The organism is Sulfurimonas sp. (genome assembly GCF_041583195.1).
Lineage (GTDB): Bacteria > Campylobacterota > Campylobacteria > Campylobacterales > Sulfurimonadaceae > Sulfurimonas.
Map to the genome: position 1 here is coordinate 58,064 of NZ_JBFHGL010000012.1, position 20,150 is coordinate 78,213.

The following is a 20,150-nucleotide window of genomic DNA, read 5'->3' on the forward strand; positions in this document are numbered from 1 at the left end:
TTAGTGGTGATGTAATTCACACTCTTTAACGTCACCGCCCTCAGTCGGCTTTTGTTTTGCAAATGAAGACGAAATCCCTCTTAATCTTGCAACTGCATTTTTAAAATGCTCTATAGTGTAATCAACCTCTTCATCTGTAGTAAAACGTGAAAGACTTAGTCTAATACCAGTATGAGCCAGTTCATTATCAGCTCCAATAGCAAGCATAACAGTATTTGCTTCTAGATCTTCTGATGCACAAGCACTTCCTGTTGAAGCTCCAATTTGACCATTATTTAAGTCCCAAAGCATACCTTCACCCTCAACACCTCTGATCGAGATAAGGATAGTATTTGGTGTACGCTTTTCTCTGTCACCAACAACAAAAGTACTCTCAAGTTCAAGTAGTGCATCTTCAAGTCTGTCTCTTTTTGCTCTAATTGAAGCCATCTTCTCTTCGATGTTAGTAGTAGCTAGCTCCATCGCTTTACCCATACCAACTATGTATGGAACATTCAGTGTACCACTTCTGCGTCCACCCATATGCTCTCCACCATTTAACAGCGGGCTTAGTCTGCGTGAGTTTCTTATATATAAAGCTCCAATACCTTTTGGTCCGTGAAACTTGTGCGCACTCATAGATACAAAATCAACTTTTACATCTTGCAGATCAACTGGTATTTTACCTACTGCCTGTACTGCATCTGAGTGAAAAAGTACACCTTTTTCCTGACACACTTCACTTATCTCTTTAATTGGGAAAATTGAACCTGTCTCATTAGATGCCCACATAACTGAAACTAGTGCTGTCCTATCAGTTATAAAGCTTCTTACCGTATCTGCATCAACAATACCCTCATGATTTACCGGAAGGTATGTAACTTTTACACCATCATCTTCTAAAGCTTTACATGTAGCTAAAACTGACGGGTGTTCAACCTCTGTTGTTATGATATGGTTCTTCTCACCATGCTGAATTAGATCGTGGTAAACAGACTTTAAAACCCAGTTATTAGACTCTGTGGCACATGAAGTAAAAACTATATCATCGTTATCACCTGCATTTAATGCAGTATAAACCTGATCCATAGCTTTTCTTATACCAGGATGCGTAGCCGTACCAAATTTATGAAGTGAGTTAGGGTTTCCGTATAACTCACTAAAATAAGGTAACATCTCTTTAACTACTAATGGATCACACATTGTAGTAGCGTTATTATCTAAATATACTTGCATCTTTTTCCTTTACAGTAAAAATTTAGCAATTTAATGTTCAAAATTTCTCTGTTTTCTTGATTAGAAATTAATCGGACTAATTTTGTCCTCTTTTAATTTTGACATGATAATGCTTTTGTTATTACGATACGCTTAAGTAAAACTGATCTGCTAGATCATTTAAACTTAAATTTATAATTTATAATTTATTATGCCAAAACTCTGTAAAATTCTTATACTACAATAGATTAAAAACTAAACACCCATAAGGATAAACTACATAAATGTGCAATTTTAATAACCATGATGATGAAGCAAAAGCATACATACACCTTTTTATGACAAAAGCAAGCCAAAGTGTCGGAGGTGTAAATATTTTATTATCGCTTATCGAATCGCTTAAAGAGAAAAAACCAAATGCTCTTATACTTTCAGAAAAAAAAGTAAAATCTAAAGAAGCACAAATAGAGTGGAATAAAATAGTGTTTAAAGATAAGTTTGATACTCTTGAAGATGTTATCCGTTCACACAAAAGCTCTGAAGGTTATAACTTCAATATATTAGACACAGACAATTCAAAAACGGCAAAAAAAATATTAAATATGATAAAAACTTTAGCACCTATAGAGTTTGTAGTTAAAGCAAACAGCGGTGATGGATTCACTTTTAAAGTTTTTGACAAGGTAGAAGATGGTTATGCATCTATAAATCCAATATTTGTAGCAATCTTTTTTTGCTCAACGGAATTTACAAAAAAAGCATTAAAATACGAGATTTAATTTTTTTTAACACATAAGTAACTTTTATTGGAGTATAATAATCGTATGGTAAGAAGATTATCTCAATCAGCATCTTATGTGCTTGCTTTTGCAATCTTAGTATTATGGGCAAGTTTTGCATTTTATACTATGCATTCACTTATCGACTCACAAAAAAAGTTTGGTAAACTTATAAACTTGAGTGGGAAACAGAGAATGCTATCCCAAAAAACAACCCTGCATGTACATATGATAGAAGAGACCGGGACAGGTATAGAGAGACTCAAAGAGTTGATTGGAATAATGAAAGCTGATCACTCTTTTATTACTTCAAATCTGACTTCAGAAAAAATCAAAGAATATTATTTTAAAGAAAACGGCCTTGATTCTCAGGTAAAAAATTATTTTAATTTATTAGATACTTTTTTAGCAGACAGAAATGATAAAAACATCATTCTTATAACCAACAATAGCTTTGCATTATTAAAAAACCTTGATAAAGCCGTAAAAATGTTTGAGCAAGAGTATGATCAAATTGTTGTCCATGCAAAAGAGCGTGAACTATATATCTATATAGGGACTATACTTACGCTTATACTGGAAGCTATCTTTATCATCATACCTATGATTCGTGCAAATAAAAAATACGTAAACAATTTAGAAAAAGAGGTAAAAAAACGTACAAAAGATATTGAGATATTTGAAAAGATATTTAATAACTCTAAAGAGGGTATGGTGATTACCGATTCTGAAGAAAAGATTTTAAATGTCAACAAGGCCTTTAGCGAAATTACAGGGTATTCTAAAGATGAGGCTTTAGGTGAAACACCAAGGGTTCTTCAGTCTAAAAAACACAATAAAGAATTTTACGAAAAAATGTGGGATGATATAGAATCAAAGAATATCTGGCAAGGTGAGATCGTAAATAAAAGGAAAAACGGTAAAGAGGTTAATGAACACCTTACAATTATGAAACTAAAAGATGAAAATTCACATAACTACGTAAGTGTGTTTTCAGATATAACTCTAGATAAACAAAATCAGGAAAAACTAAAATATTTAGCAACACATGACAGTTTAACAGGTCTTTTTAGCAGAAGTGAGATACTAAATAAAATAGAAAAAGCTATAAATGAGTCAAAAAAAGAGGATAAAACTTTTGCGCTTGTATTTATAGATTTAGACAATTTTAAAGAGATAAACGATTCTATGGGACATAGCTTAGGAGACAAACTCTTAGTTAATGTTGCTAAACGCATTAAATCAATAAAAAATGAATCAGACTTCGTTGCCAGAATAGGCGGTGATGAGTTTGTTATATTGTTAGCTCCATCAACAAATCAAATACATACCAATATTTTTATAGATAAACTTCACAATATTTTCATTGAGCCTTTTGTAATAGACAATAAAGAATTGTACACAACTGTAAGTGCCGGTATAGTTTATTATGAGAAAGATGACTCTAGTGCTCTTTCCTTGCTTAGAAAAGCTGATTTGGCAATGTATAGTGCAAAAGACAAGGGCAAAAACAAAACTTTTTACTATACCAAAGATCTAGAAGAAAACCTGCAGTCTAAACTAACGGTTGAAAAGAGACTAAGAGAAGCTATAGAGAAAGATGAACTTGAACTTTATTTCCAACCAAAAGTTAATTTCAGCACTGCAAAAATTTATGCTGCCGAAGTACTGCTTAGATGGATAAAAGATGGGGAGATAATTCCACCTGATACTTTTATATATATTGCCGAAGAGAGTAATCTAATTAAAAAAATAGACCAATGGGTTATGGAAAAAGCCATAGAAAGAGTTAGAGAAATACACTCCCTAGGATTTAATGATTTTTATTTGGCTGTTAATATATCAGGTCATACATTCTCAGATATTAGATATATGAAAAATATACTAAATACTATAGAACAAAGCAATATGGCAAAATATATTGAAATAGAGTTAACAGAGGGCGCTTTAATAGAAAATATTGATATTGCTACAAAACATCTTGAAGAGATTAAAAAGTTAGGAATATCTGTCAGTCTGGATGATTTTGGAACAGGTTATTCATCTTTTTCATACCTGAGCCAGATGAATATAGATGTTCTTAAAATTGATCGCTCATTTATAATGAACTTAGAAGATAAAAAACAAGAGGTTATTGTAAAATCCATAATCTCATTTTCAAACAACTTAGGTCTAAAGGTTGTAGCAGAAGGTGTTGAAACACAAACGCAGTCAGATTGGCTAAAAATGCACGGTTGTCACTACGGACAAGGTTATCTTTACGGTAAACCAATGCCTTTTGAAGAGTTCACAAAACACTTAGCTTAATCGTTTCACAAAAACTTCAAGTCTTAAATGGTATAATTCCGAAATTATTTAACTATTAAAGGTTATTCTTATGGGTCAAACTATAACTGAAAAAATATTTTCCGAGCATGTTGGACGTGAAGTTTATGCTGGTGAGATAGTACGCTCGCCGATCGACATGGTTATTGGAAACGATATCACTACTCCTATATCGATAAAAGCTTTTGAAGATAGCGGTGCAGAAAAATTAGCAAATCCTGATGGATTTTCAATCGTTCTAGATCACTTTATCCCTGCAAAAGATATAGCTAGTGCAAACCAAGCAAGAATCAGCCGTGATTTTGCTAAAAAACATAAACTAAAAAACTTTTTTGATGAAAAAGACATGGGTATTGAGCACGCACTTTTACCTGAAAAAGGTCTTGTAGTTCCTGGTGATGTAATCATCGGTGCAGACAGCCACACTTGTACTCACGGTGCACTTGGCGCATTCTCAACCGGTATGGGTTCAACTGACTTAGCATTTGCTATGATCACAGGTGGTAACTGGTTCAAAGTTCCTGAATCTATCAAAGTAGTTCTTAGCGGTAAACCTGGTAAATTCACTACTGGTAAAGATATTATCTTAGAAGTTATCCGTATGATCGGAGTTGATGGTGCACTTTATAGAACTTTAGAGTTTGTTGGTAGCACGATTGAGCACTTAAGTATGGATGACAGATTTGCAATGTGTAACATGGCTATTGAAGCTGGTGCAAAAAACGGGATTGTAGCTTATGATGATAAAACAAAAGCATTTTTGGATGAGAGAGAACTAGCACGTGAGCCTAAGATCCACTACTCTGATGAAGATGCTGAGTATGTTCAAACTTTAGAGATTGATGTAGCTAATCTTGATCCGGTTATTGCGTACCCATTCTTACCATCAAATGGTCATTCAGTTAACCAAGCTGTAAAAGATCATATAAAAGTTGATCAGGCATTTATAGGTTCTTGTACGAATGGACGTTTAGAAGATCTAAAAGTAGCATCTGAAATTTTAGATGGAAAAAGAGTTCATGAAGATGTTCGTCTGATCGTAACTCCTGGTACTCAAAAGATCTTACGCGAAGCTACAAAACTTGGATATATCGATATCATAGTTGATGCTGGCGGGGTTGTTTCGAATCCTACTTGTGGTGCATGTCTTGGTGGATATATGGGTATTTTAGGTGACAACGAAGTAGCAATTTCAACTACTAACCGTAACTTCGTTGGACGTATGGGAAGTAGAAGTTCAAAAGTATACTTAGCAAACTCTGCAGTTGCGGCAGCTTCAGCTATTACGGGTTATATAACAGACCCTAGATAATGTTTGACATCCCTTGTGTCATCTTTGCAGGTGGCAAATCAAGCCGCATGGGAGAGGATAAAGCTCTTCTACCCTTTGGCGGTTTTGACACTCTTACACAGTATCAACTAAACAAACTCCAAAAACTTTTTAAAAATGTTTATATCTCTTGTAAAACAAAAGACAAGTTTGATTTTTCTGCAGAGTTTATAGAAGATGTAAAATCAGATAATACTTTCGCTCCGACAGCAGGTTTTATAGCTGTGTTTGAGACACTGCAATGCGAAAAATTCTTTGCTATTAGTGTAGATACCCCTTTTATAGATTCAGACATAATCTCTGCAATAATAGATATAGATAAAGATGATTCTGATGCTACGATAGCTACCTTAGATTCAAAACTTCAACCTATGTGCGGAATCTATCACAAAAGCCTACTTGATGAGTTAAAAAAGATGCTTGAAACAGATAACCATAAACTTGGATTTTTACTTAAAAACTCCAATGTAACCTATGTAGATTTTAAAGAGGAAAAACTCTTTTTGAACCTTAACAATCAACAAGAGTATAAACAAGCACTAAACCTAATTCAATAGCTGTTATAAAAATATAGCTATAATTATAAAAAACTATATAAAGATATATAATGAATTTAACACACCTAGATGAAAATCAAAGACCAAAAATGGTCGATGTGTCAGATAAAAATCAAACAACACGCGTTGCAGTAGCAAGCGGTATCATAGAGATGAGTCAAGATGCCTACGATGCTATAGTTACTGAGAAAACAAAAAAAGGTCCAGTTCTTCAAACTGCGGTGATCGCAGCAATAATGGGCACTAAAAAAACAAGTGATCTTATCCCTATGTGTCATCCTCTTAACCTAAGCGGTATCAATTGTGATGTAGAAGAGATTCCGGAACTGCCAGGCTTTAAACTGATAGTTACTGCAAAACTTACAGGTCAGACAGGTGTTGAGATGGAAGCACTTACAGGTACTAGTATTGGGCTTTTAACAATATACGATATGGTTAAAGCTATAGATAAAGGGATGATCATACGTAATGTTCAACTTGAAGAAAAATCAGGAGGAAAAAGTGGTGATTTTAAACGATAGCAAACAAAAACTTGAGCTTGAATATCCGGTTAACTGGAAATATAAACTGATCTCTCTTTCAAAAGAGCAGATCCAAAAAGCTATTCACGATGTTATATTAGAACGTGAACATAAACTTAAGCATTCAAATGAAAGTAAAACAGGAAAGTATGTAAGTATGAATTTAGAGCTTTTAGTGCATAATGAAGATGATAGAAACTTTATATACGAAGCACTTAAAGCACATCAAAATATAAAGATGGTGTTATAAACAAAAAATAAAGGATTCGTTATGGATTTAGAAAAAATAATTGAGAAAATAACAAAGCTATACGATAATAATTACCACTCAGTTACCAAAAGAGTTACATACGCTATAGATGAGAGTCAAAACACTCTAAATTACGATCTTAATGAGCTAAATCTCCATGAGATGAAATCTGTATCCAATACCATACTGGATATCGAATGTGAAAAAATTCATAATGAACTAGAAGATTTAATTGCAAAAAAAGAAGCTATTGAATCTAAACTTCATAAAAAAAGAGAAGACCTTCAACAGATAAAATATGAAGTGTTTAATGCTATTGAATCTACTATGAATAATGAAGATTCAAATACACTTGCAAAACTTCACCAGATTAAACTACAGTCAATTGACATTTTTGATATTTTAAATGAGACTGTAGAATCTGCTATTATTACTACACTAGAGCGCTCAAAAGACTCAGAAGCTAGTGAAGACATTGAAGAGGTTATAAAAGAGATAACATACGAGGCTATTAAAGAAGGTTCACTTAGCACTATACGCACTAGAAAAATTTTATCTACTATTTTAAGCTCGGCTATAGAAATATCTGAAGCTAGTCCAAATAACGCACAAACAATTTTAAAACCTACTCTCAAAGGGATGAGAAGCGGTCTTTTACACTCTATTGAAAGATTCAAAGCAAGAATCGCATATATGCCTCTAGAAGCAAAACATATTCTAATAGAGGACTATGACAATATTATGGAAGATCTAAACCAGACAGATACTCTATTTGTTCAGGTTGTTCAAACTCAAGCAAATGAATCAAGTGAAGAGATAAAAAAACTTCTAGTTGAGCTAAATCAAAAAATGCATTTAGACTTGGAAGAACTTGTAACTATTTCTAAAGAGACTGCGAATGTTATAAGAACTAAAGTATCTAATTTCACAAAAACGGCTGTTAAAAAAGCTGATACTGCTTTAAAAAGTGAAAAAGCAAAAGAGGCTAAGGCTATGGGTATTCAAGCTTGGGGAATTGCTAAAGAAGCTCTTGGAAGTGCACTTAAGAGTGCAAGAAATGCGATGGATAAGAAGTAAGCTTTAAAAGCTTACTCTCTTTAGTATTACTCTGTAATACCTTTAAGGATATTATTAATTAAACCTTCTGCTTCTTTTAGTTTAGCAATAGATTCTTTGTCAGTAATATCTAAAGTTTTGATCCAGTTATCAACACCTAAGTAACCAATGTGAACTGTGTTATCACCTTTTTTCTTATAAACATACATTGAACATGGAGCATAAGCACCAGCTTCAGGAGTCTCTTTAGATACAGGGAAAATTACGTCAAATTTACAAATTGAATAAGTGATGTAAAAATCAAAATCTTCAATACCAGCTTCTTCAAAAAGCTCTTCATTCATATTTGTATAGTTTGGAAGCATAAATCCAACAGGCTCCATCTCACCTTCAAACTCTGCCTCAAAATCTTCTCTCCACTCTTCAAGATCAGTATCTTCATCTAACTCAGCTGTGAAAGTTAATTCATATGTAGCTTTTGGCTCTAAAACTTTGTGGTTTAATTGTTTAAACTCACCACCTGGTAAAGCAGCTTTTAGTGCTTTTGTAATTTTTGCAGCATATGCTACTAAGTCTGGATCAGTTGTAGGAAGACCTGAAGTTCTTGCTAAACCATTTAGTGTTAAACAAGCAATGTTCATAGTATCACCTTCTGACCAGATTGACATAGTTAATGGCACTAGTCTACCAAATTGAGGAGATTTAAGAACAATTTTCTTACTTAGTTCATTATCACGGAACATTGCTAAGTGATAAGTTTCATAATGAGTCTTGTTGAATCTTAATTTGAACGGGCTGTTCATATTATTGTTTCCACCCATTTTAAGACCAGTTGCTTCAAAAGCAGCACCTATTGTTTTTGGAGTAATTTTACCGTCTACATTTTTAACAGAAATAATTTGAACACTTTGAGGAGTATCAGCTTTAAACTCAGCAGGTTTAGCTTCTCCCATACATGCTGTAAAAAACACTGATATAACAGTTGCAATTACTACGCTATACACTTTTTTCATTCTTTGTCCTTTTCGAGAATTAAATTAAGTAGCAAATAATATCACATTTTAATCACTTTTGTATTAAAATCTTTGATATTTTAAAATTTTACAATATCACCTTTTCTAATGTACCCACCTTTGATCGTTTTAGCAAATATTCCTCTATCATTTGCTAAAAGTTCAGGTAGTGAACTATCAACTTTTCCTAGAGAATTACATATAGTACAGTTATTAGTAATCTCAAGTACAACTTCGCCCATCTCAATTTTTTCACCTGGTTTCATGCTGTATGGGTTTATATCTATAACTATATTTTCACCTAAGTAGCCAAAAGGGATCTCTGTAGCTTTATCTTTAGCCAAGTCATAACTTGACTTAGAAGTTATAAGAATTGATCTATCAATTTTTTTTCCATAGTATTTATCCCCGATAATACCATTTTCATCTAAACAAAGCTCTTCAAAGCTTATTCTGCCATCTTCACCCTTGATAGACTTAAACAGTCCTAATACACTACCTTTAAGCATTAGTTTCCTTATTCTTTATATGATTTAGAACTTATATATTCTAAAATTTTTTTAAAAGCTGTTTCATCTACATAACCTACAGTCTCTTCAACAACTTCTCCCTCTTCATCAAAAAACAGTGAAGTGGGGTAAAAGTCATTTCCCATATATATAGCAAACTCTTTAGCACTACCAATAAAATCTTTATATTTTACATTCTTCTTTTTATATACATTTATATCTGCAAATATAAACTTTTGTTTGATTATAGATTTTATATCATCATCATTAATTGTAAATTCTTTCATTCTCTCACAATAGCCACAATCAGTTTTATGTAGCCATACAAGTAGATGTTTTTTTTCTTTATTAGCAGTGTTAATTAGTTTATCGAGATTTATATCTCCAGCATGCAGAGACAATTGAAGCAGAGATACAATAAGGGTATATCTAAATATTTGAAACACTATAGAACCCTTATTGCACGTTTTAGTAAATTAAATTATTTAAGTTTACCTTTACCGCTATCAGTATTACCTTTACGGTCTGTCCAAGTCATAACTAGTTTATCACCAGCTTTAAACTCATCACCTTTTAGTTTGAATTTAAAAATTGGGTTTTTAGATAAGAATTGGCTTGTAGACATGTCGATAACAGTCTTACCATTAATTGTACCAGTAATGTGAGTGATGAAGTTAGCATCATCTTTGTTACCAGTTTTTTTCTCAGCTTGGTTATAAGTTGTCATATCGTGTTTAGCCATAGCTTTAACTTTGATAACACCTTTTTTTAGTTTTGCTTTTACTTTCATAATTTTCCTTTTAAATATCTATATTATATGTCAATTAGAAGACGTAAAGGATTAACCTTCACATCCACCTTTTGCAACATCTAAAGATTTTTTAGCAGCATAAAGCTTACCGTCTTGACCTTCTACAACAATAGTGATAGTACCTGGTTTACCCATTTTGATTTTGATTGAATAATCAGTCATATCATATGGAGTTACATCAAATACCATTACTGCAGCTTCTGGGTTTGCATCTTGGAAAACCGCTACTGTTTTAGCAGGAATCTTAGTTGAAAAGTCAACTGGAATAGCCCCACCGTTTGCAGCTACATCAGGAGTTTTTAACTTAACACCTTTTTCGATTAATGTAGTTGAACCATACATATTTTTAATAGCATCTTCAACAGTGTGAGCAGTCCATACTGACGGCTTTAACTTTCTGAAGTCTTCAGCTTTAACACTAGCAGGAATTGCTGCTAATGCTAATGAACCAAGTGTAAAACTTAAAAAATTTCTTCTATCCATAATATTATCCTTTTAAATTATTTTCCGCTAACTATATAGTTAACCATTTTTTTCATATCTGCATCGTCTAAAGAAGTACCACCACGAGCAGGCATACCACCTGGTGTTCCTTTAATAGCATTTGCAAGAACCTTATCCATACCTTTACCAGTATAACCAGCCCACTCAGCAGAACCTGGAGCTAAGTAGCTATCGTGACACATTGCACAGTTAGCTGCATATACTTTTTTAACATCAATAGCTTTTTTCTCAACTGTTGGTAAAGATCTCTCTGTAGCCATTGGCGGATGGAAATCATCAATACCACCGTTTTGTACACGAGCTATTCTGTCAGTTTGTTGACAGTTAGTCATACAACGATCATCCTCAGCAACTTTGATAGCACCAAAGTTTTCAGGTTTAGCATAGTATGCACGTACATCTTCTAAAGCTTTATCACCTCTAATATTTGGTTCAAAACCATCTCTATTAGGAAGTTCAATCTTAGCAAAGTTTTCTTTATTTAATACAAATTCATCATCAACTACTTCACCGTCAACTTTTAATTCATTAATTGCTAACATATATGCAGTTAAAGCATAAGTTTCATCAGCAGTTAATGTTTTAGATTTAGGGTGAGGCATACCATCTTGAATGTACCACCACATAGTACTAGCTTCTGGCCAGTATGAACCAAAGAAACGAGATGGACCTTCAGCTTCAGGGTCTTTCCATCTGTTGTTTTTAAGTGTTTTGAAACCTTCGTAAGCATTACCTTTAGATAGTGCTGGATATCCACCACCACCTGAACCAAAGTCACCGTGACACATTACACATTTTGCTTCGTAGATAGCTTCACCATCTTCAACTGAACCTTCACCTTCTGGTAAACCTTTACCACCAGCTTGAATATCTTTATCCCAAGCTTTTAGTTCGTTAGCAGTTGGTACACGACCTTGATATACAGAGTTAGCTAATGCTTTCTCATTAACATAGTAAGGACCAGTCATACCATCTTTAAGCGGGTAAATCACACCACCACCGATATCAGCACCTTTTGGATACTCAACATCGCTTGGTGCAGCTCCGCCCATACAACCAGCTGCAAATAAAGCAGCTAAACTTACTGCTGAAGCAGAGATTACTAATTTAGTTTTTTCTAATTTGAACATGATTCACCTCTCCTTTCTCATTTACTTCCCAAGTTTCAATACCATTTCTATGATAGATTGATTCAACACCCATTACATCAACCTCTTGCTGAACTGTTGGTTGAATATAACCAGCATCATCCATCGCACGAGATGTAAGTAAAAGTTGTTTACCGTTAGTATGTTTGAAATCTTTTGGAATAGTATAAAGGTAAGACCATCTAGTCCAACACTTAGGTAATACAAGACCTTTTAGGCTTGCTTCAACATAGTTGTCACCACCATCAAATGATAAGTCAACTTTAGTAATCGTACCCATACCAGACCATGCTAAACCTTCGATCTCAACTACGTCACCTGCTTTTAAATCAGTCCATGGTTTTTCAGGAGATGGTTTAACAACAGTAGAGTTTACTTCATTTGCATAGAAATGTTGGATAGCTTTACCACTTGGTTTAAGAGCAGTATATCTAGAAGTCTCCTCTTTTGCGAACCATGGCTCATTAGAAAATTCTAAACGTTTAAGCCATTTAACACATAAGTTACCTTCCCAACCTGGAAGAAGAAGACGAACTGGATAACCTTGTTCAGGACGAAGAGCTTCACCATTTTGTCCCCAAACGATCATTGCATCATCCCAAACTTTATCCATAGGTACTGTACGACCCATTTCTGAGTTATCACTACCTTCTGCAAGCATCCATTGAGCTTCAGGTTTAATACCTAAGTCTTTAAGGATAGTTTTGATGTATACACCAGTCCATTGAGCACAACTCATGAAACCTTTAGAAAATTGAAGTGAGTTAAACTGAGGAGCACGCCACTCTTGTCCACCATTAGCAGGACATTCAATAAAGTGAGTACGTGTTACGCTTGGATAACGCTTTAATTGATCTAATGTAAGAACAATTGGTTTTTCAACTAAACCGTGAATCATTAAACGGAATTCGTTTGGATCTACATGAGCCACACCACCGTGAGAACGTGAAAAGAAAAGACCATTTGGAGTAATGATACCTTCTGATTCGTGAATCGGTGTTACAGCAATTGATGCTCTATAGTTACCAGATGCTAAAAGTTTTGTATATCTTCTAGTTACATTATGCTCGTAAGCAGATGGTATTCCGTATAGATTTTTAGTTATTGGATCACCCCAAGTTTGACCCCATTTAGGGTGATGCATGATAGCAGGATCGTCATTTTCTGATGCAGTAGATGATGCAGAAAGACTAGTACCAGCAAGAGCAGCCGCAGACATTACAGCAGTTTTTTTGAAAAAATCTCTTCTGCTAGATACTTCTAAATCTTTTTCAGATTTTTTGTTATCCATACTTTCTCCTTCGTATTTATAATTTTATTATCTTAATTTCAATCATTTTTTTCAGATACTGAAATTTAACGTGTGTATTATATCATTTTTTGCTGAGGGAAATATGTTTTCATACTTTATTCGTGATACTTATGTGATACATAATGTTACTATATGATACACTTATTGTAATATAATTTACATTAATTAAAGAGATAATTTTTTAAAATAAAACTCTTAAAAGTGCTTATTTCAGGGGCTTAAAAGAGATGTATAATTATTTATTATTTTTCTTTTATCGATAAAATTACATAATTTTTATTAAATTCATCGTTATAAAATATTATTGTGAAATTTTCGTACTCGATATCCTTGACATTTTCATCATAAAAATATATAGACTTTTTATATTTGCTGACTTTTGTTGGTATATTAATAATTATAGTGTCTAGATATGTTTTAAATCTTTTTGTATCTTCAAAATTTAATTCTGCCATAGGTTTGAGTATATTTTTTAACTCTTGTTCATAAGTTTCAGTACATAAAATTTTCATTACTTTTTTAACTCACTTAACCACTTGTCTAATTCTTTCATACTTTGAGCATACGGTTTTACAGAAGAGGGATCATTTATGTAGTTTCTGAGATCATCTTCAAGTTTTTTTTCGATATCTTTTTTATCCAAAATACACCCTCTAATTTTTATAGTATTTTAATACACCGTCCATATTAGAACCCATATTTAAAAGACACATATCTGCAATTACAATAGCAGCCATAGCTTCGCACACAATCGTCCCGCGAATAGCTACACATGGATCATGTCTGCCCTTTAATGAAAAGTCTAATTCGTTATTGTTCACATCTATAGTGTGTTGTTCTTTAAAAATTGATGGTGTAGGCTTAAAATGTACATTTAGAATAATATCGTCACCGTTACTGATCCCGCCTAAAATTCCACCAGCATGATTAGATTCAAATCCATTTGAGCGGATCTCATCGTTATTGTATGAGCCTTTAGCTGATGCAGATAAAATCCCATCACCGATTTCAACTGCTTTTACAGCATTTATCCCCATCATAGCATCTGCTAAAACACCATCAAGTTTATAGTAAAGCGGCTGACCAAGTCCTACTGGAACACCACTGATCTCTACACGTGAAACACCACCTACAGAATCATGTTCATTTTTAGCATTTAATATAGCTTCTTTTTGAGCCTCTTCCATCTCGGCATCCAATGCATAGATAATACTTTTTTTAGCCGCGTTATAGTCATAGTTTTTAGATTTGATGCCATCTATCTCACAAATACCGCTTTTTACTTCTATGCCAAGCTCTTTAATCATAAGCTTTGCTATTGCACCGGCAGCTACACGAGCTGCTGTTTCACGGGCCGAGCTTCTTCCACCACCACGATAATCACGTAAACCGTATTTATGAAAATATGTAAAATCGGCATGTCCCGGACGGAAAACATCTTTTATATTTGAGTAGTCTTTAGATTTTTGGTTAGTATTGTAAATAACCATAGCTATAGGTGTACCTGTACTTAAGCCTTCAAAAACACCACTAAGTATTTCAATCTTGTCAGCCTCTTTTCTTGCCGTTTCAAACTCGCTTTTACCAGGTTTTCTACGATCTAGTTCACTTTGAATATACTCTTCATCAATTTTCAAACCAGCCGGTACTCCATCAAGTATACATCCAAGAGCTTTTCCATGTGATTCACCAAATGTTGAAAATCTTAATTTTTCACCAAAACTATTCACTACTTTTCCTTCTTTAACATACTCACTGCTACCTTTGCAGCTTCTTGTTGAGCTATTTTCTTACTTTTTCCGATAGCTCTTGCATACTCTTTATCATTTATAACAACAGCTACTTCAAACTCTTTTTTATGATCAGGTCCACGTGCTGCTATAACATCATACTCAGGAATGATTCCAAACCTAGCTTGAGTTATCTCTTGCAAAGATGTTTTAAAATCTTTAAATAGGTCATCCAAAGTTATATTTTTATAATTTTTGTCTAAAAGTTTTAAAGCAATCTTTTCTGCTTGTTCCAAACCTGACTCAAGATAGATTGCGCCAATAACCGCTTCAAATGCATTTGACAAGAGTGATGCTTTTTCTCTTCCGCCGTTTTTTTCTTCTGCATTTGAGATGTATATATAATCTCCAAGATTTAAATACTTTGCCAATTTAGTAAAACCGTCTTCATTAACTAATGATGCTCTTATTTTAGAAAGTTTACCCTCATCTGATTTTGGAAATTTTTTATATAGATACTCCCCAACAATCAAATCAAGCACAGCATCACCTAAGAATTCTAAGCGCTCATTATCATATGGCTGTTTATAACTTTTATGTGTAAGCGCTTCGGTAATAAGCCTTGGGGTTTTAAACTTATACCCCAGGGCTTTCTCCAACTTTTTAATATCATTTGACATTAATTATTCTCCAATAATTCTTTTTGTCTCTGTGCTTCATCACGGGCAAGCTGATCACAACGTTCATTCTCATCATGACCGTTATGTCCTCTAACCCAAGTAGCTTTTATTTTATGTGGTTTTGATACCTCAATGTACTCTTTCCAAAGATCTATATTTTTAACTTTTTTAAAATCTTTTTTTATCCAGCCTTCAAGCCATTCGTTTATCGCTTTAACAACATATGAAGAATCGGATACAATCTCAACTTCACATGGCTCTTTCAGAGCACGCAGACCTTCTATAGCTCCAAGTAGCTCCATCCTGTTATTTGTAGTATGTGCTTCTCCGCCAAAGAGTTCTTTTTCTTTATTCCCGTAACGTAAAACTACGCCATATCCGCCGGGACCAGGATTTCCAAGAGCACTTCCATCACTGAAAAGAGTTATTTTCTTCACAATATTCCCTATTAAAGTCTTTTACAAGTGATATCTCTATGTTTGATGTGTCTATTGAGTGACAATTAGCACACCTGTTAAAAGCAAAAGGGTATACATGTTTACAATTATCACAGATATATTCAAAACTCAGTGTTGCACTTGCTTTTTTATCTAGGTTTATTAAAATATCAAACTCGAAAACACTGCTTTTGCTAACGTCTTTAATGTCCCCTCTGGCACTATAAAGCTCACGCAAGTAACCATTTTGTGAAATTATATCAAAATCTAAATCTTTTCTTTGTAAATTCCAAAACACATCCGTTAATAGTTCGCTTTTTGAAGCATCTAAATTTTTCCATGCAAATTTTGGATTGTGCCTAAATAGAAATTCAAATATCATATATGTTAAATTCCCACTCTGTTTATATATCTCTAATAGCTGTTCACTCTTTTCATCAACCCCTAGCTTAGTAGAATAGATAATTTTTGTCGCTTTTAGATACTGCGTATCTAATTCTATATCTGTTTTTAACTCATCCAAAGGTTCCAAAACTTCTAAGGCACTATTATAATCTTTCATATATTCATAAACTAAAAGAAGGTTATGTAATACTTTTGGAGATCGTGGATTATCTTTGAGTATAGTTAAAAATATTTTTTTGGAACGTTCTAAAAATCCTGCTTTGAAATAGGTCTTTCCCAGTAGATACATGATCTCTGTTACAGTTGATTTATCAGTGATTTTTATAAGTTCGGAATATATCTCTATACTTTTTTCATAATCACCATTTTTAGAATAAAGTGCAGCCAACAATAACCAAGACTTTTCACTCATCTCACCCTTTGAGATTAACTGCTCCATATCTTTGGATGATGGTATCTTTTTAAAATCATTTAAAAAATTATCCAATGATTTTGTATGTTCTTTACTCTTGTATTTTGCCCACCAATAAGATGATATAGTGATCAAAAAAACGATTACAAAAAAAACAATTACTCCAAATAACGGATCACGGAACTCTATGAAAAAACTATTCATTCGTAAATTACTACCCCATAATCATCTTTTAACCTGTAAAAAGAGCTAGATGATGCCAGATCCAAATCTTTAACTTTTCCAAGTTGAACAATAGAATTTTTTGGAACATATATACCGTTTTCTCTGAAAAATTTTTTTATATTCACAAACTTTACATCTTCTACAAATTTATACTCAAATTCTCTATGTAGTTTCATCTTCTCATACGAAAATATATGCTCATTTACATGTAGCTGATCAGATGCAAACTTAATAGGAAGATGACCTGAGAGATCAGTCAAAACAGATTCAATATATTCATGCTTTTTTGGAAGGGTGGCTTTTTTTACAAAAACATACTTATTGTTTAGTTTCATATTTTGTGTATCACGCCAGTATTTGTATGCTGGATTACTTACACCTAGTTTAGATGAAACCTCTTTCCATAACCAAAAAGAGTTCAATGTGTTTGGCAAATATGACATCTTATTTGATCCCTTTGATTTCTATACACCGATTATATAATTTTATTTTATAGAGTTTTATTAAATAAGTGATATAATCATTTTTATGAATATTGAGACTGTAGAAAATGAAATATATGATTTTATAGATGAGTATTTTGATGAAGAGCTTTTTCTAGTAGAATCTCAATTAGATTTTATAGAAGACAATCATCTAATAACTCCAAAAATCAACTATACTCATATTTATCCTTTTTTATCACTCCTTTTATCTAGATTTGAAGTTATGGATCATGACTTTGCATCTTCAATTATTAAAAAAACAAGTTATGATGTTAAACATATAGAAAAAACTTATGGAAATTTTTTAGAAAAGACACAACATTTTGAAAATGTATTTAAAAATTTTTTCATTCCCAGTTCAACAGTCCTGAGTGATTATGCAAATGAAATACTAGACTTACAAAAGGGGGCTGACAAATCATCAGATGATTTTAAACAGATAAAACACATGAAACAAAACCTAATAGATCTTAAAAAAATTTATTTTGAAGTTTTTGAAAAAATATTTTCCCAAAGCTATAAAAATATAAATAATGATTTTAAAATGATTATAAATACAAAAATATTTTATTTAGATAGGCTTATATGGAGAAGAGCTACAAAATCGGAAAATATAATTAAACACTTACAGGTAAGAAAGTTAGATGAAGCACTAAATGCTGAGTCTTACTTAAATCTTATAATGTCTATGATGCGACCATATACTGATGAATATAAATATTTAGAACAATGCTTAAAGGTTTACAAAAGATGAATCAAAAATATACCGTTGATGATGTAGAAGAGTTTTTAGAAATAACACAAAACGAAGAGTCAAGAGTCGATACCGAAATTATGCAAAAACTCTTAAGTGTTCAAAATAAGATAAAAATATTTAAGAATATAGACCCTAATGAGTTAAAAGTAGTCGTTTATGATCTTAAGTTCTTACGCTATAACTATAAAGACCATATACTGGAGCAAGGTTCACAAAGTAGTGATATTTATTATCTTATAGACGGTGAATGCCAAGTTTTTAAAGACAAGTATCAAATAGGAGAAATAGAACCTGGAAGTTCTTTTGGTGAGAGTGGAGCGATATTTGGTAAAAAAAGAAACGCAACTGTTATATGTTCTAGTAAGACAGCTAGCCTTTTATCTTTTAAAATTGATCAAGAAAATTTTGATTTTTCATCTGCTGCTTTGGCTATTTTATATAAAAACTTAGCCGCTGAAATAAATGCAAAGTTAGATAAGCTTAATAATAAAGTAGCTTCTAAAATGCATGATATCAGTACTTTATAAGGGCTTCACTTTTTTAACAAAAAGCGAGCTCCTTAAATTACCAAAATCAGTACGACATATTAATTTACTGCAATTTTACTGGCTCCATGTTCGTAAAGCGTGGGCTCATTAAATTGCTAAAATGTCGCAACAACTAGCTTAGTTACAACAAAACCACCTATTACTAACCACAAGAACATAGCTCCTGCAGTATATAGAGGTGCTAAACCTAAACCTTTAAATTTAGAAAAGATTGTTCCCATTCCAAGAGCAGTCATGGCCATAGTAAGTAAAAATGTATCAATCTCATTTATAACATCAACTATATTTTGAGGAACAATTTGAAGTGAATTAAATCCTGCCATAGCTACAAAATAAACAGCAAACCATGGTATAACAAGACCTACTTTACCAGCTTCACCACCACTTTTTTTAGCAGAATATGAAAGATAAATTCCTAAAAGAATAAGCATAGGAGCTATCATAATAACTCTTGTCATCTTAACAATCACCGCAGAATTTGCCATCTCAGCAGGTGCTCCCTGAACCGAAGCAGGCACAGCGACAACTTGAGCTACTTCATGAATTGTACCACCAACATATATACCAAACTCTTGAGGTGTCATATGTAAAAAACCAGTAGCAGGCTCAATTATAGATGCATAAAGAACAGGATATAAAAACATAGAGATAGTACCAAAAAGCACAACCATTGAAACTGCAATCGCAGTTTTGTGCCCTTCTGCTTTTAGTACAGGCTCAGTTGCTAAAACAGCAGCTGCACCACAAACTGATGCCCCACTAGCTGTTAGCATAGCTGTATCTTTTTCCATTTTAAATATTTTATAACCTAGATATGATCCGAAAATGAATGTAGTAGCAAGCATAATAAGTGAAACCATAAATCCACTCATACCAACATCTGCAATCTCTTGAAATGTAATACGGAACCCGTAAAAAACAATCGCAAAACGTAATATTTTTTTACCAGAGAATGTAATTCCTGTACCCCACTCACCTGGAATATGATTATGAAGAGTGTTTGCATAAAAAATACCCATAACTATACCTATAACTAGAGGAGAGATACCTAATGATTTAACTGCCGACAAATCTGCAATCATAGTTGCTGCTGCTGCAAAAATAGCAACAAATATGATTCCAGAGATCGTACCTTTTCTGTTTTCTTGTGAAAATGCCATAA

At 33.1% G+C, this 20,150-nt stretch carries 25 protein-coding genes; 9 read left to right on the top strand and 16 right to left on the bottom strand.

Translation table 11 applies throughout. The annotated features are described in order from the left end of the window. Complete coding sequence (locus ABZA65_RS10720) at window positions 1-1,215, bottom strand: NifS family cysteine desulfurase (protein ID WP_373073479.1); 1,215 nt, start codon at window positions 1,213-1,215, stop codon at window positions 1-3. Between the two features lie 263 nt (window positions 1,216-1,478). Between ABZA65_RS10720 and ABZA65_RS10725 the strand changes: the two genes are divergently transcribed. The 7 genes from ABZA65_RS10725 (at window position 1,479) to ABZA65_RS10755 (ending at window position 8,033) form a co-directional block, all read left to right on the top strand. Further along, window positions 1,479-1,973, top strand: a complete 495-nt coding sequence (locus ABZA65_RS10725) for a hypothetical protein (RefSeq protein ID WP_373073481.1) — start codon at window positions 1,479-1,481, stop codon at window positions 1,971-1,973. Between the two features lie 45 nt (window positions 1,974-2,018). Beyond that, window positions 2,019-4,280: an EAL domain-containing protein gene (locus ABZA65_RS10730; protein WP_373073483.1), complete on the top strand. Its 2,262-nt coding sequence runs from the start codon at window positions 2,019-2,021 to the stop codon at window positions 4,278-4,280. Window positions 4,281-4,350: 70 nt separating this feature from the next. Further along, window positions 4,351-5,610, top strand: a complete 1,260-nt coding sequence (gene leuC / locus ABZA65_RS10735; protein WP_373073485.1) for a 3-isopropylmalate dehydratase large subunit — start codon at window positions 4,351-4,353, stop codon at window positions 5,608-5,610. Further along, the gene (gene mobA, locus ABZA65_RS10740; RefSeq protein ID WP_373073487.1) at window positions 5,610-6,185 is read left to right on the top strand and encodes a molybdenum cofactor guanylyltransferase MobA; all 576 of its coding nucleotides are present in this window, start codon (window positions 5,610-5,612) and stop codon (window positions 6,183-6,185) included. The genes leuC and mobA overlap by 1 nt, the downstream gene beginning before the upstream one ends. A gap of 50 nt (window positions 6,186-6,235) precedes the next feature. After that, window positions 6,236-6,706, top strand: coding sequence for a cyclic pyranopterin monophosphate synthase MoaC (gene moaC / locus ABZA65_RS10745; RefSeq protein ID WP_373073489.1), 471 nt, complete (start codon window positions 6,236-6,238; stop codon window positions 6,704-6,706). Then, the gene (locus ABZA65_RS10750; RefSeq protein ID WP_373073491.1) at window positions 6,687-6,956 is read left to right on the top strand and encodes a YbeD family protein; all 270 of its coding nucleotides are present in this window, start codon (window positions 6,687-6,689) and stop codon (window positions 6,954-6,956) included. The genes moaC and ABZA65_RS10750 overlap by 20 nt, the downstream gene beginning before the upstream one ends. 21 nt (window positions 6,957-6,977) lie before the next feature. Continuing rightward, a complete protein-coding gene (locus ABZA65_RS10755; protein ID WP_373073493.1) occupies window positions 6,978-8,033 on the top strand; it encodes a DUF6781 family protein in 1,056 nt (351 codons plus the stop codon). A gap of 26 nt (window positions 8,034-8,059) precedes the next feature. On the opposite strand, the gene ABZA65_RS10760 is transcribed toward ABZA65_RS10755, so the two are convergent. The 14 genes from ABZA65_RS10760 to ABZA65_RS10825 form a co-directional block, all read right to left on the bottom strand. Then, a complete protein-coding gene (locus ABZA65_RS10760; RefSeq protein WP_373073495.1) occupies window positions 8,060-9,025 on the bottom strand; it encodes a DUF302 domain-containing protein in 966 nt (321 codons plus the stop codon). Window positions 9,026-9,105: 80 nt separating this feature from the next. Then, window positions 9,106-9,534, bottom strand: a complete 429-nt coding sequence (locus ABZA65_RS10765) for an MOSC domain-containing protein (RefSeq protein ID WP_373073497.1) — start codon at window positions 9,532-9,534, stop codon at window positions 9,106-9,108. An 8-nt stretch (window positions 9,535-9,542) separates the two neighbouring features. Next, complete coding sequence (locus ABZA65_RS10770; RefSeq protein ID WP_373073499.1) at window positions 9,543-9,980, bottom strand: thioredoxin fold domain-containing protein; 438 nt, start codon at window positions 9,978-9,980, stop codon at window positions 9,543-9,545. Window positions 9,981-10,015: 35 nt separating this feature from the next. Then, window positions 10,016-10,324 (bottom strand): thiosulfate oxidation carrier complex protein SoxZ, encoded by a 309-nt coding sequence (soxZ, locus tag ABZA65_RS10775; RefSeq protein WP_373073501.1) that lies wholly within the window; start codon window positions 10,322-10,324, stop codon window positions 10,016-10,018. Window positions 10,325-10,375: 51 nt separating this feature from the next. Continuing rightward, window positions 10,376-10,828 (bottom strand): thiosulfate oxidation carrier protein SoxY, encoded by a 453-nt coding sequence (locus ABZA65_RS10780; protein WP_373073503.1) that lies wholly within the window; start codon window positions 10,826-10,828, stop codon window positions 10,376-10,378. Between the two features lie 17 nt (window positions 10,829-10,845). After that, on the bottom strand, window positions 10,846-11,979 hold the full coding sequence (locus tag ABZA65_RS10785) for a c-type cytochrome (protein WP_373073505.1): 1,134 nt from the start codon (window positions 11,977-11,979) through the stop codon (window positions 10,846-10,848). Beyond that, window positions 11,957-13,288, bottom strand: a complete 1,332-nt coding sequence (soxC, locus tag ABZA65_RS10790) for a sulfite dehydrogenase (RefSeq protein WP_373073507.1) — start codon at window positions 13,286-13,288, stop codon at window positions 11,957-11,959. The genes ABZA65_RS10785 and soxC overlap by 23 nt, the downstream gene beginning before the upstream one ends. 263 nt (window positions 13,289-13,551) lie before the next feature. Then, entirely contained in the window at window positions 13,552-13,821 is a 270-nt protein-coding gene (locus ABZA65_RS10795; RefSeq protein WP_373073509.1) for a hypothetical protein, read from the bottom strand. Then, complete coding sequence (locus ABZA65_RS10800; RefSeq protein ID WP_373073511.1) at window positions 13,821-13,952, bottom strand: hypothetical protein; 132 nt, start codon at window positions 13,950-13,952, stop codon at window positions 13,821-13,823. Before ABZA65_RS10800 ends, ABZA65_RS10795 begins: the two co-directional genes overlap by 1 nt. A 10-nt stretch (window positions 13,953-13,962) precedes the next feature. Then, on the bottom strand, window positions 13,963-15,039 hold the full coding sequence (aroC, locus tag ABZA65_RS10805) for a chorismate synthase (RefSeq protein WP_373073513.1): 1,077 nt from the start codon (window positions 15,037-15,039) through the stop codon (window positions 13,963-13,965). Further along, complete coding sequence (gene rnc, locus ABZA65_RS10810) at window positions 15,039-15,719, bottom strand: ribonuclease III (protein WP_373073515.1); 681 nt, start codon at window positions 15,717-15,719, stop codon at window positions 15,039-15,041. Before rnc ends, aroC begins: the two co-directional genes overlap by 1 nt. After that, complete coding sequence (gene rnhA / locus ABZA65_RS10815) at window positions 15,719-16,156, bottom strand: ribonuclease HI (RefSeq protein ID WP_373073517.1); 438 nt, start codon at window positions 16,154-16,156, stop codon at window positions 15,719-15,721. The genes rnc and rnhA overlap by 1 nt, the downstream gene beginning before the upstream one ends. Beyond that, window positions 16,131-17,177: a tetratricopeptide repeat protein gene (locus ABZA65_RS10820; protein ID WP_373073519.1), complete on the bottom strand. Its 1,047-nt coding sequence runs from the start codon at window positions 17,175-17,177 to the stop codon at window positions 16,131-16,133. Before ABZA65_RS10820 ends, rnhA begins: the two co-directional genes overlap by 26 nt. Next, window positions 17,174-17,641, bottom strand: coding sequence for a hypothetical protein (locus ABZA65_RS10825; RefSeq protein ID WP_373073521.1), 468 nt, complete (start codon window positions 17,639-17,641; stop codon window positions 17,174-17,176). Before ABZA65_RS10825 ends, ABZA65_RS10820 begins: the two co-directional genes overlap by 4 nt. An 85-nt stretch (window positions 17,642-17,726) precedes the next feature. Here ABZA65_RS10825 and ABZA65_RS10830 point away from each other — a divergent pair, with 85 nt between their 5' ends. Together ABZA65_RS10830 and ABZA65_RS10835 are read left to right on the top strand one after the other, a co-directional pair. After that, the gene (locus ABZA65_RS10830; RefSeq protein ID WP_373073523.1) at window positions 17,727-18,437 is read left to right on the top strand and encodes a hypothetical protein; all 711 of its coding nucleotides are present in this window, start codon (window positions 17,727-17,729) and stop codon (window positions 18,435-18,437) included. Next, on the top strand, window positions 18,434-18,967 hold the full coding sequence (locus ABZA65_RS10835; RefSeq protein WP_373073525.1) for a cyclic nucleotide-binding domain-containing protein: 534 nt from the start codon (window positions 18,434-18,436) through the stop codon (window positions 18,965-18,967). Before ABZA65_RS10830 ends, ABZA65_RS10835 begins: the two co-directional genes overlap by 4 nt. 116 nt (window positions 18,968-19,083) lie before the next feature. Here the strand turns inward: ABZA65_RS10835 and ABZA65_RS10840 are convergent, their stop codons facing one another. Next, window positions 19,084-20,148 (bottom strand): YeiH family protein, encoded by a 1,065-nt coding sequence (locus ABZA65_RS10840; protein WP_373073527.1) that lies wholly within the window; start codon window positions 20,146-20,148, stop codon window positions 19,084-19,086. Between the last annotated feature and the right edge of the window lie 2 nt (window positions 20,149-20,150).

Excerpts from the sequence above, each read along its gene's own strand:
- soxC (WP_373073507.1), bottom strand. The coding sequence starts at position 13,288 with ATGGATAACAAAAAATCTGAAAAAGATTTAGAAGTATCTAGCAGAAGA.
- ABZA65_RS10820 (WP_373073519.1), bottom strand. The coding sequence starts at position 17,177 with ATGAATAGTTTTTTCATAGAGTTCCGTGATCCGTTATTTGGAGTAATT.
- ABZA65_RS10755 (WP_373073493.1), top strand. The coding sequence starts at position 6,978 with ATGGATTTAGAAAAAATAATTGAGAAAATAACAAAGCTATACGATAAT.
- ABZA65_RS10795 (WP_373073509.1), bottom strand. The coding sequence starts at position 13,821 with ATGAAAATTTTATGTACTGAAACTTATGAACAAGAGTTAAAAAATATA.
- ABZA65_RS10720 (WP_373073479.1), bottom strand. The coding sequence starts at position 1,215 with ATGCAAGTATATTTAGATAATAACGCTACTACAATGTGTGATCCATTA.
- soxZ (WP_373073501.1), bottom strand. The coding sequence starts at position 10,324 with ATGAAAGTAAAAGCAAAACTAAAAAAAGGTGTTATCAAAGTTAAAGCT.
- mobA (WP_373073487.1), top strand. The coding sequence starts at position 5,610 with ATGTTTGACATCCCTTGTGTCATCTTTGCAGGTGGCAAATCAAGCCGC.
- ABZA65_RS10830 (WP_373073523.1), top strand. The coding sequence starts at position 17,727 with ATGAATATTGAGACTGTAGAAAATGAAATATATGATTTTATAGATGAG.
- ABZA65_RS10835 (WP_373073525.1), top strand. The coding sequence starts at position 18,434 with ATGAATCAAAAATATACCGTTGATGATGTAGAAGAGTTTTTAGAAATA.
- ABZA65_RS10730 (WP_373073483.1), top strand. The coding sequence starts at position 2,019 with ATGGTAAGAAGATTATCTCAATCAGCATCTTATGTGCTTGCTTTTGCA.
- ABZA65_RS10785 (WP_373073505.1), bottom strand. The coding sequence starts at position 11,979 with ATGTTCAAATTAGAAAAAACTAAATTAGTAATCTCTGCTTCAGCAGTA.
- leuC (WP_373073485.1), top strand. The coding sequence starts at position 4,351 with ATGGGTCAAACTATAACTGAAAAAATATTTTCCGAGCATGTTGGACGT.
- rnc (WP_373073515.1), bottom strand. The coding sequence starts at position 15,719 with ATGTCAAATGATATTAAAAAGTTGGAGAAAGCCCTGGGGTATAAGTTT.
- ABZA65_RS10725 (WP_373073481.1), top strand. The coding sequence starts at position 1,479 with ATGTGCAATTTTAATAACCATGATGATGAAGCAAAAGCATACATACAC.
- ABZA65_RS10760 (WP_373073495.1), bottom strand. The coding sequence starts at position 9,025 with ATGAAAAAAGTGTATAGCGTAGTAATTGCAACTGTTATATCAGTGTTT.
- ABZA65_RS10780 (WP_373073503.1), bottom strand. The coding sequence starts at position 10,828 with ATGGATAGAAGAAATTTTTTAAGTTTTACACTTGGTTCATTAGCATTA.
- ABZA65_RS10765 (WP_373073497.1), bottom strand. The coding sequence starts at position 9,534 with ATGCTTAAAGGTAGTGTATTAGGACTGTTTAAGTCTATCAAGGGTGAA.
- ABZA65_RS10840 (WP_373073527.1), bottom strand. The coding sequence starts at position 20,148 with ATGGCATTTTCACAAGAAAACAGAAAAGGTACGATCTCTGGAATCATA.
- ABZA65_RS10825 (WP_373073521.1), bottom strand. The coding sequence starts at position 17,641 with ATGTCATATTTGCCAAACACATTGAACTCTTTTTGGTTATGGAAAGAG.
- moaC (WP_373073489.1), top strand. The coding sequence starts at position 6,236 with ATGAATTTAACACACCTAGATGAAAATCAAAGACCAAAAATGGTCGAT.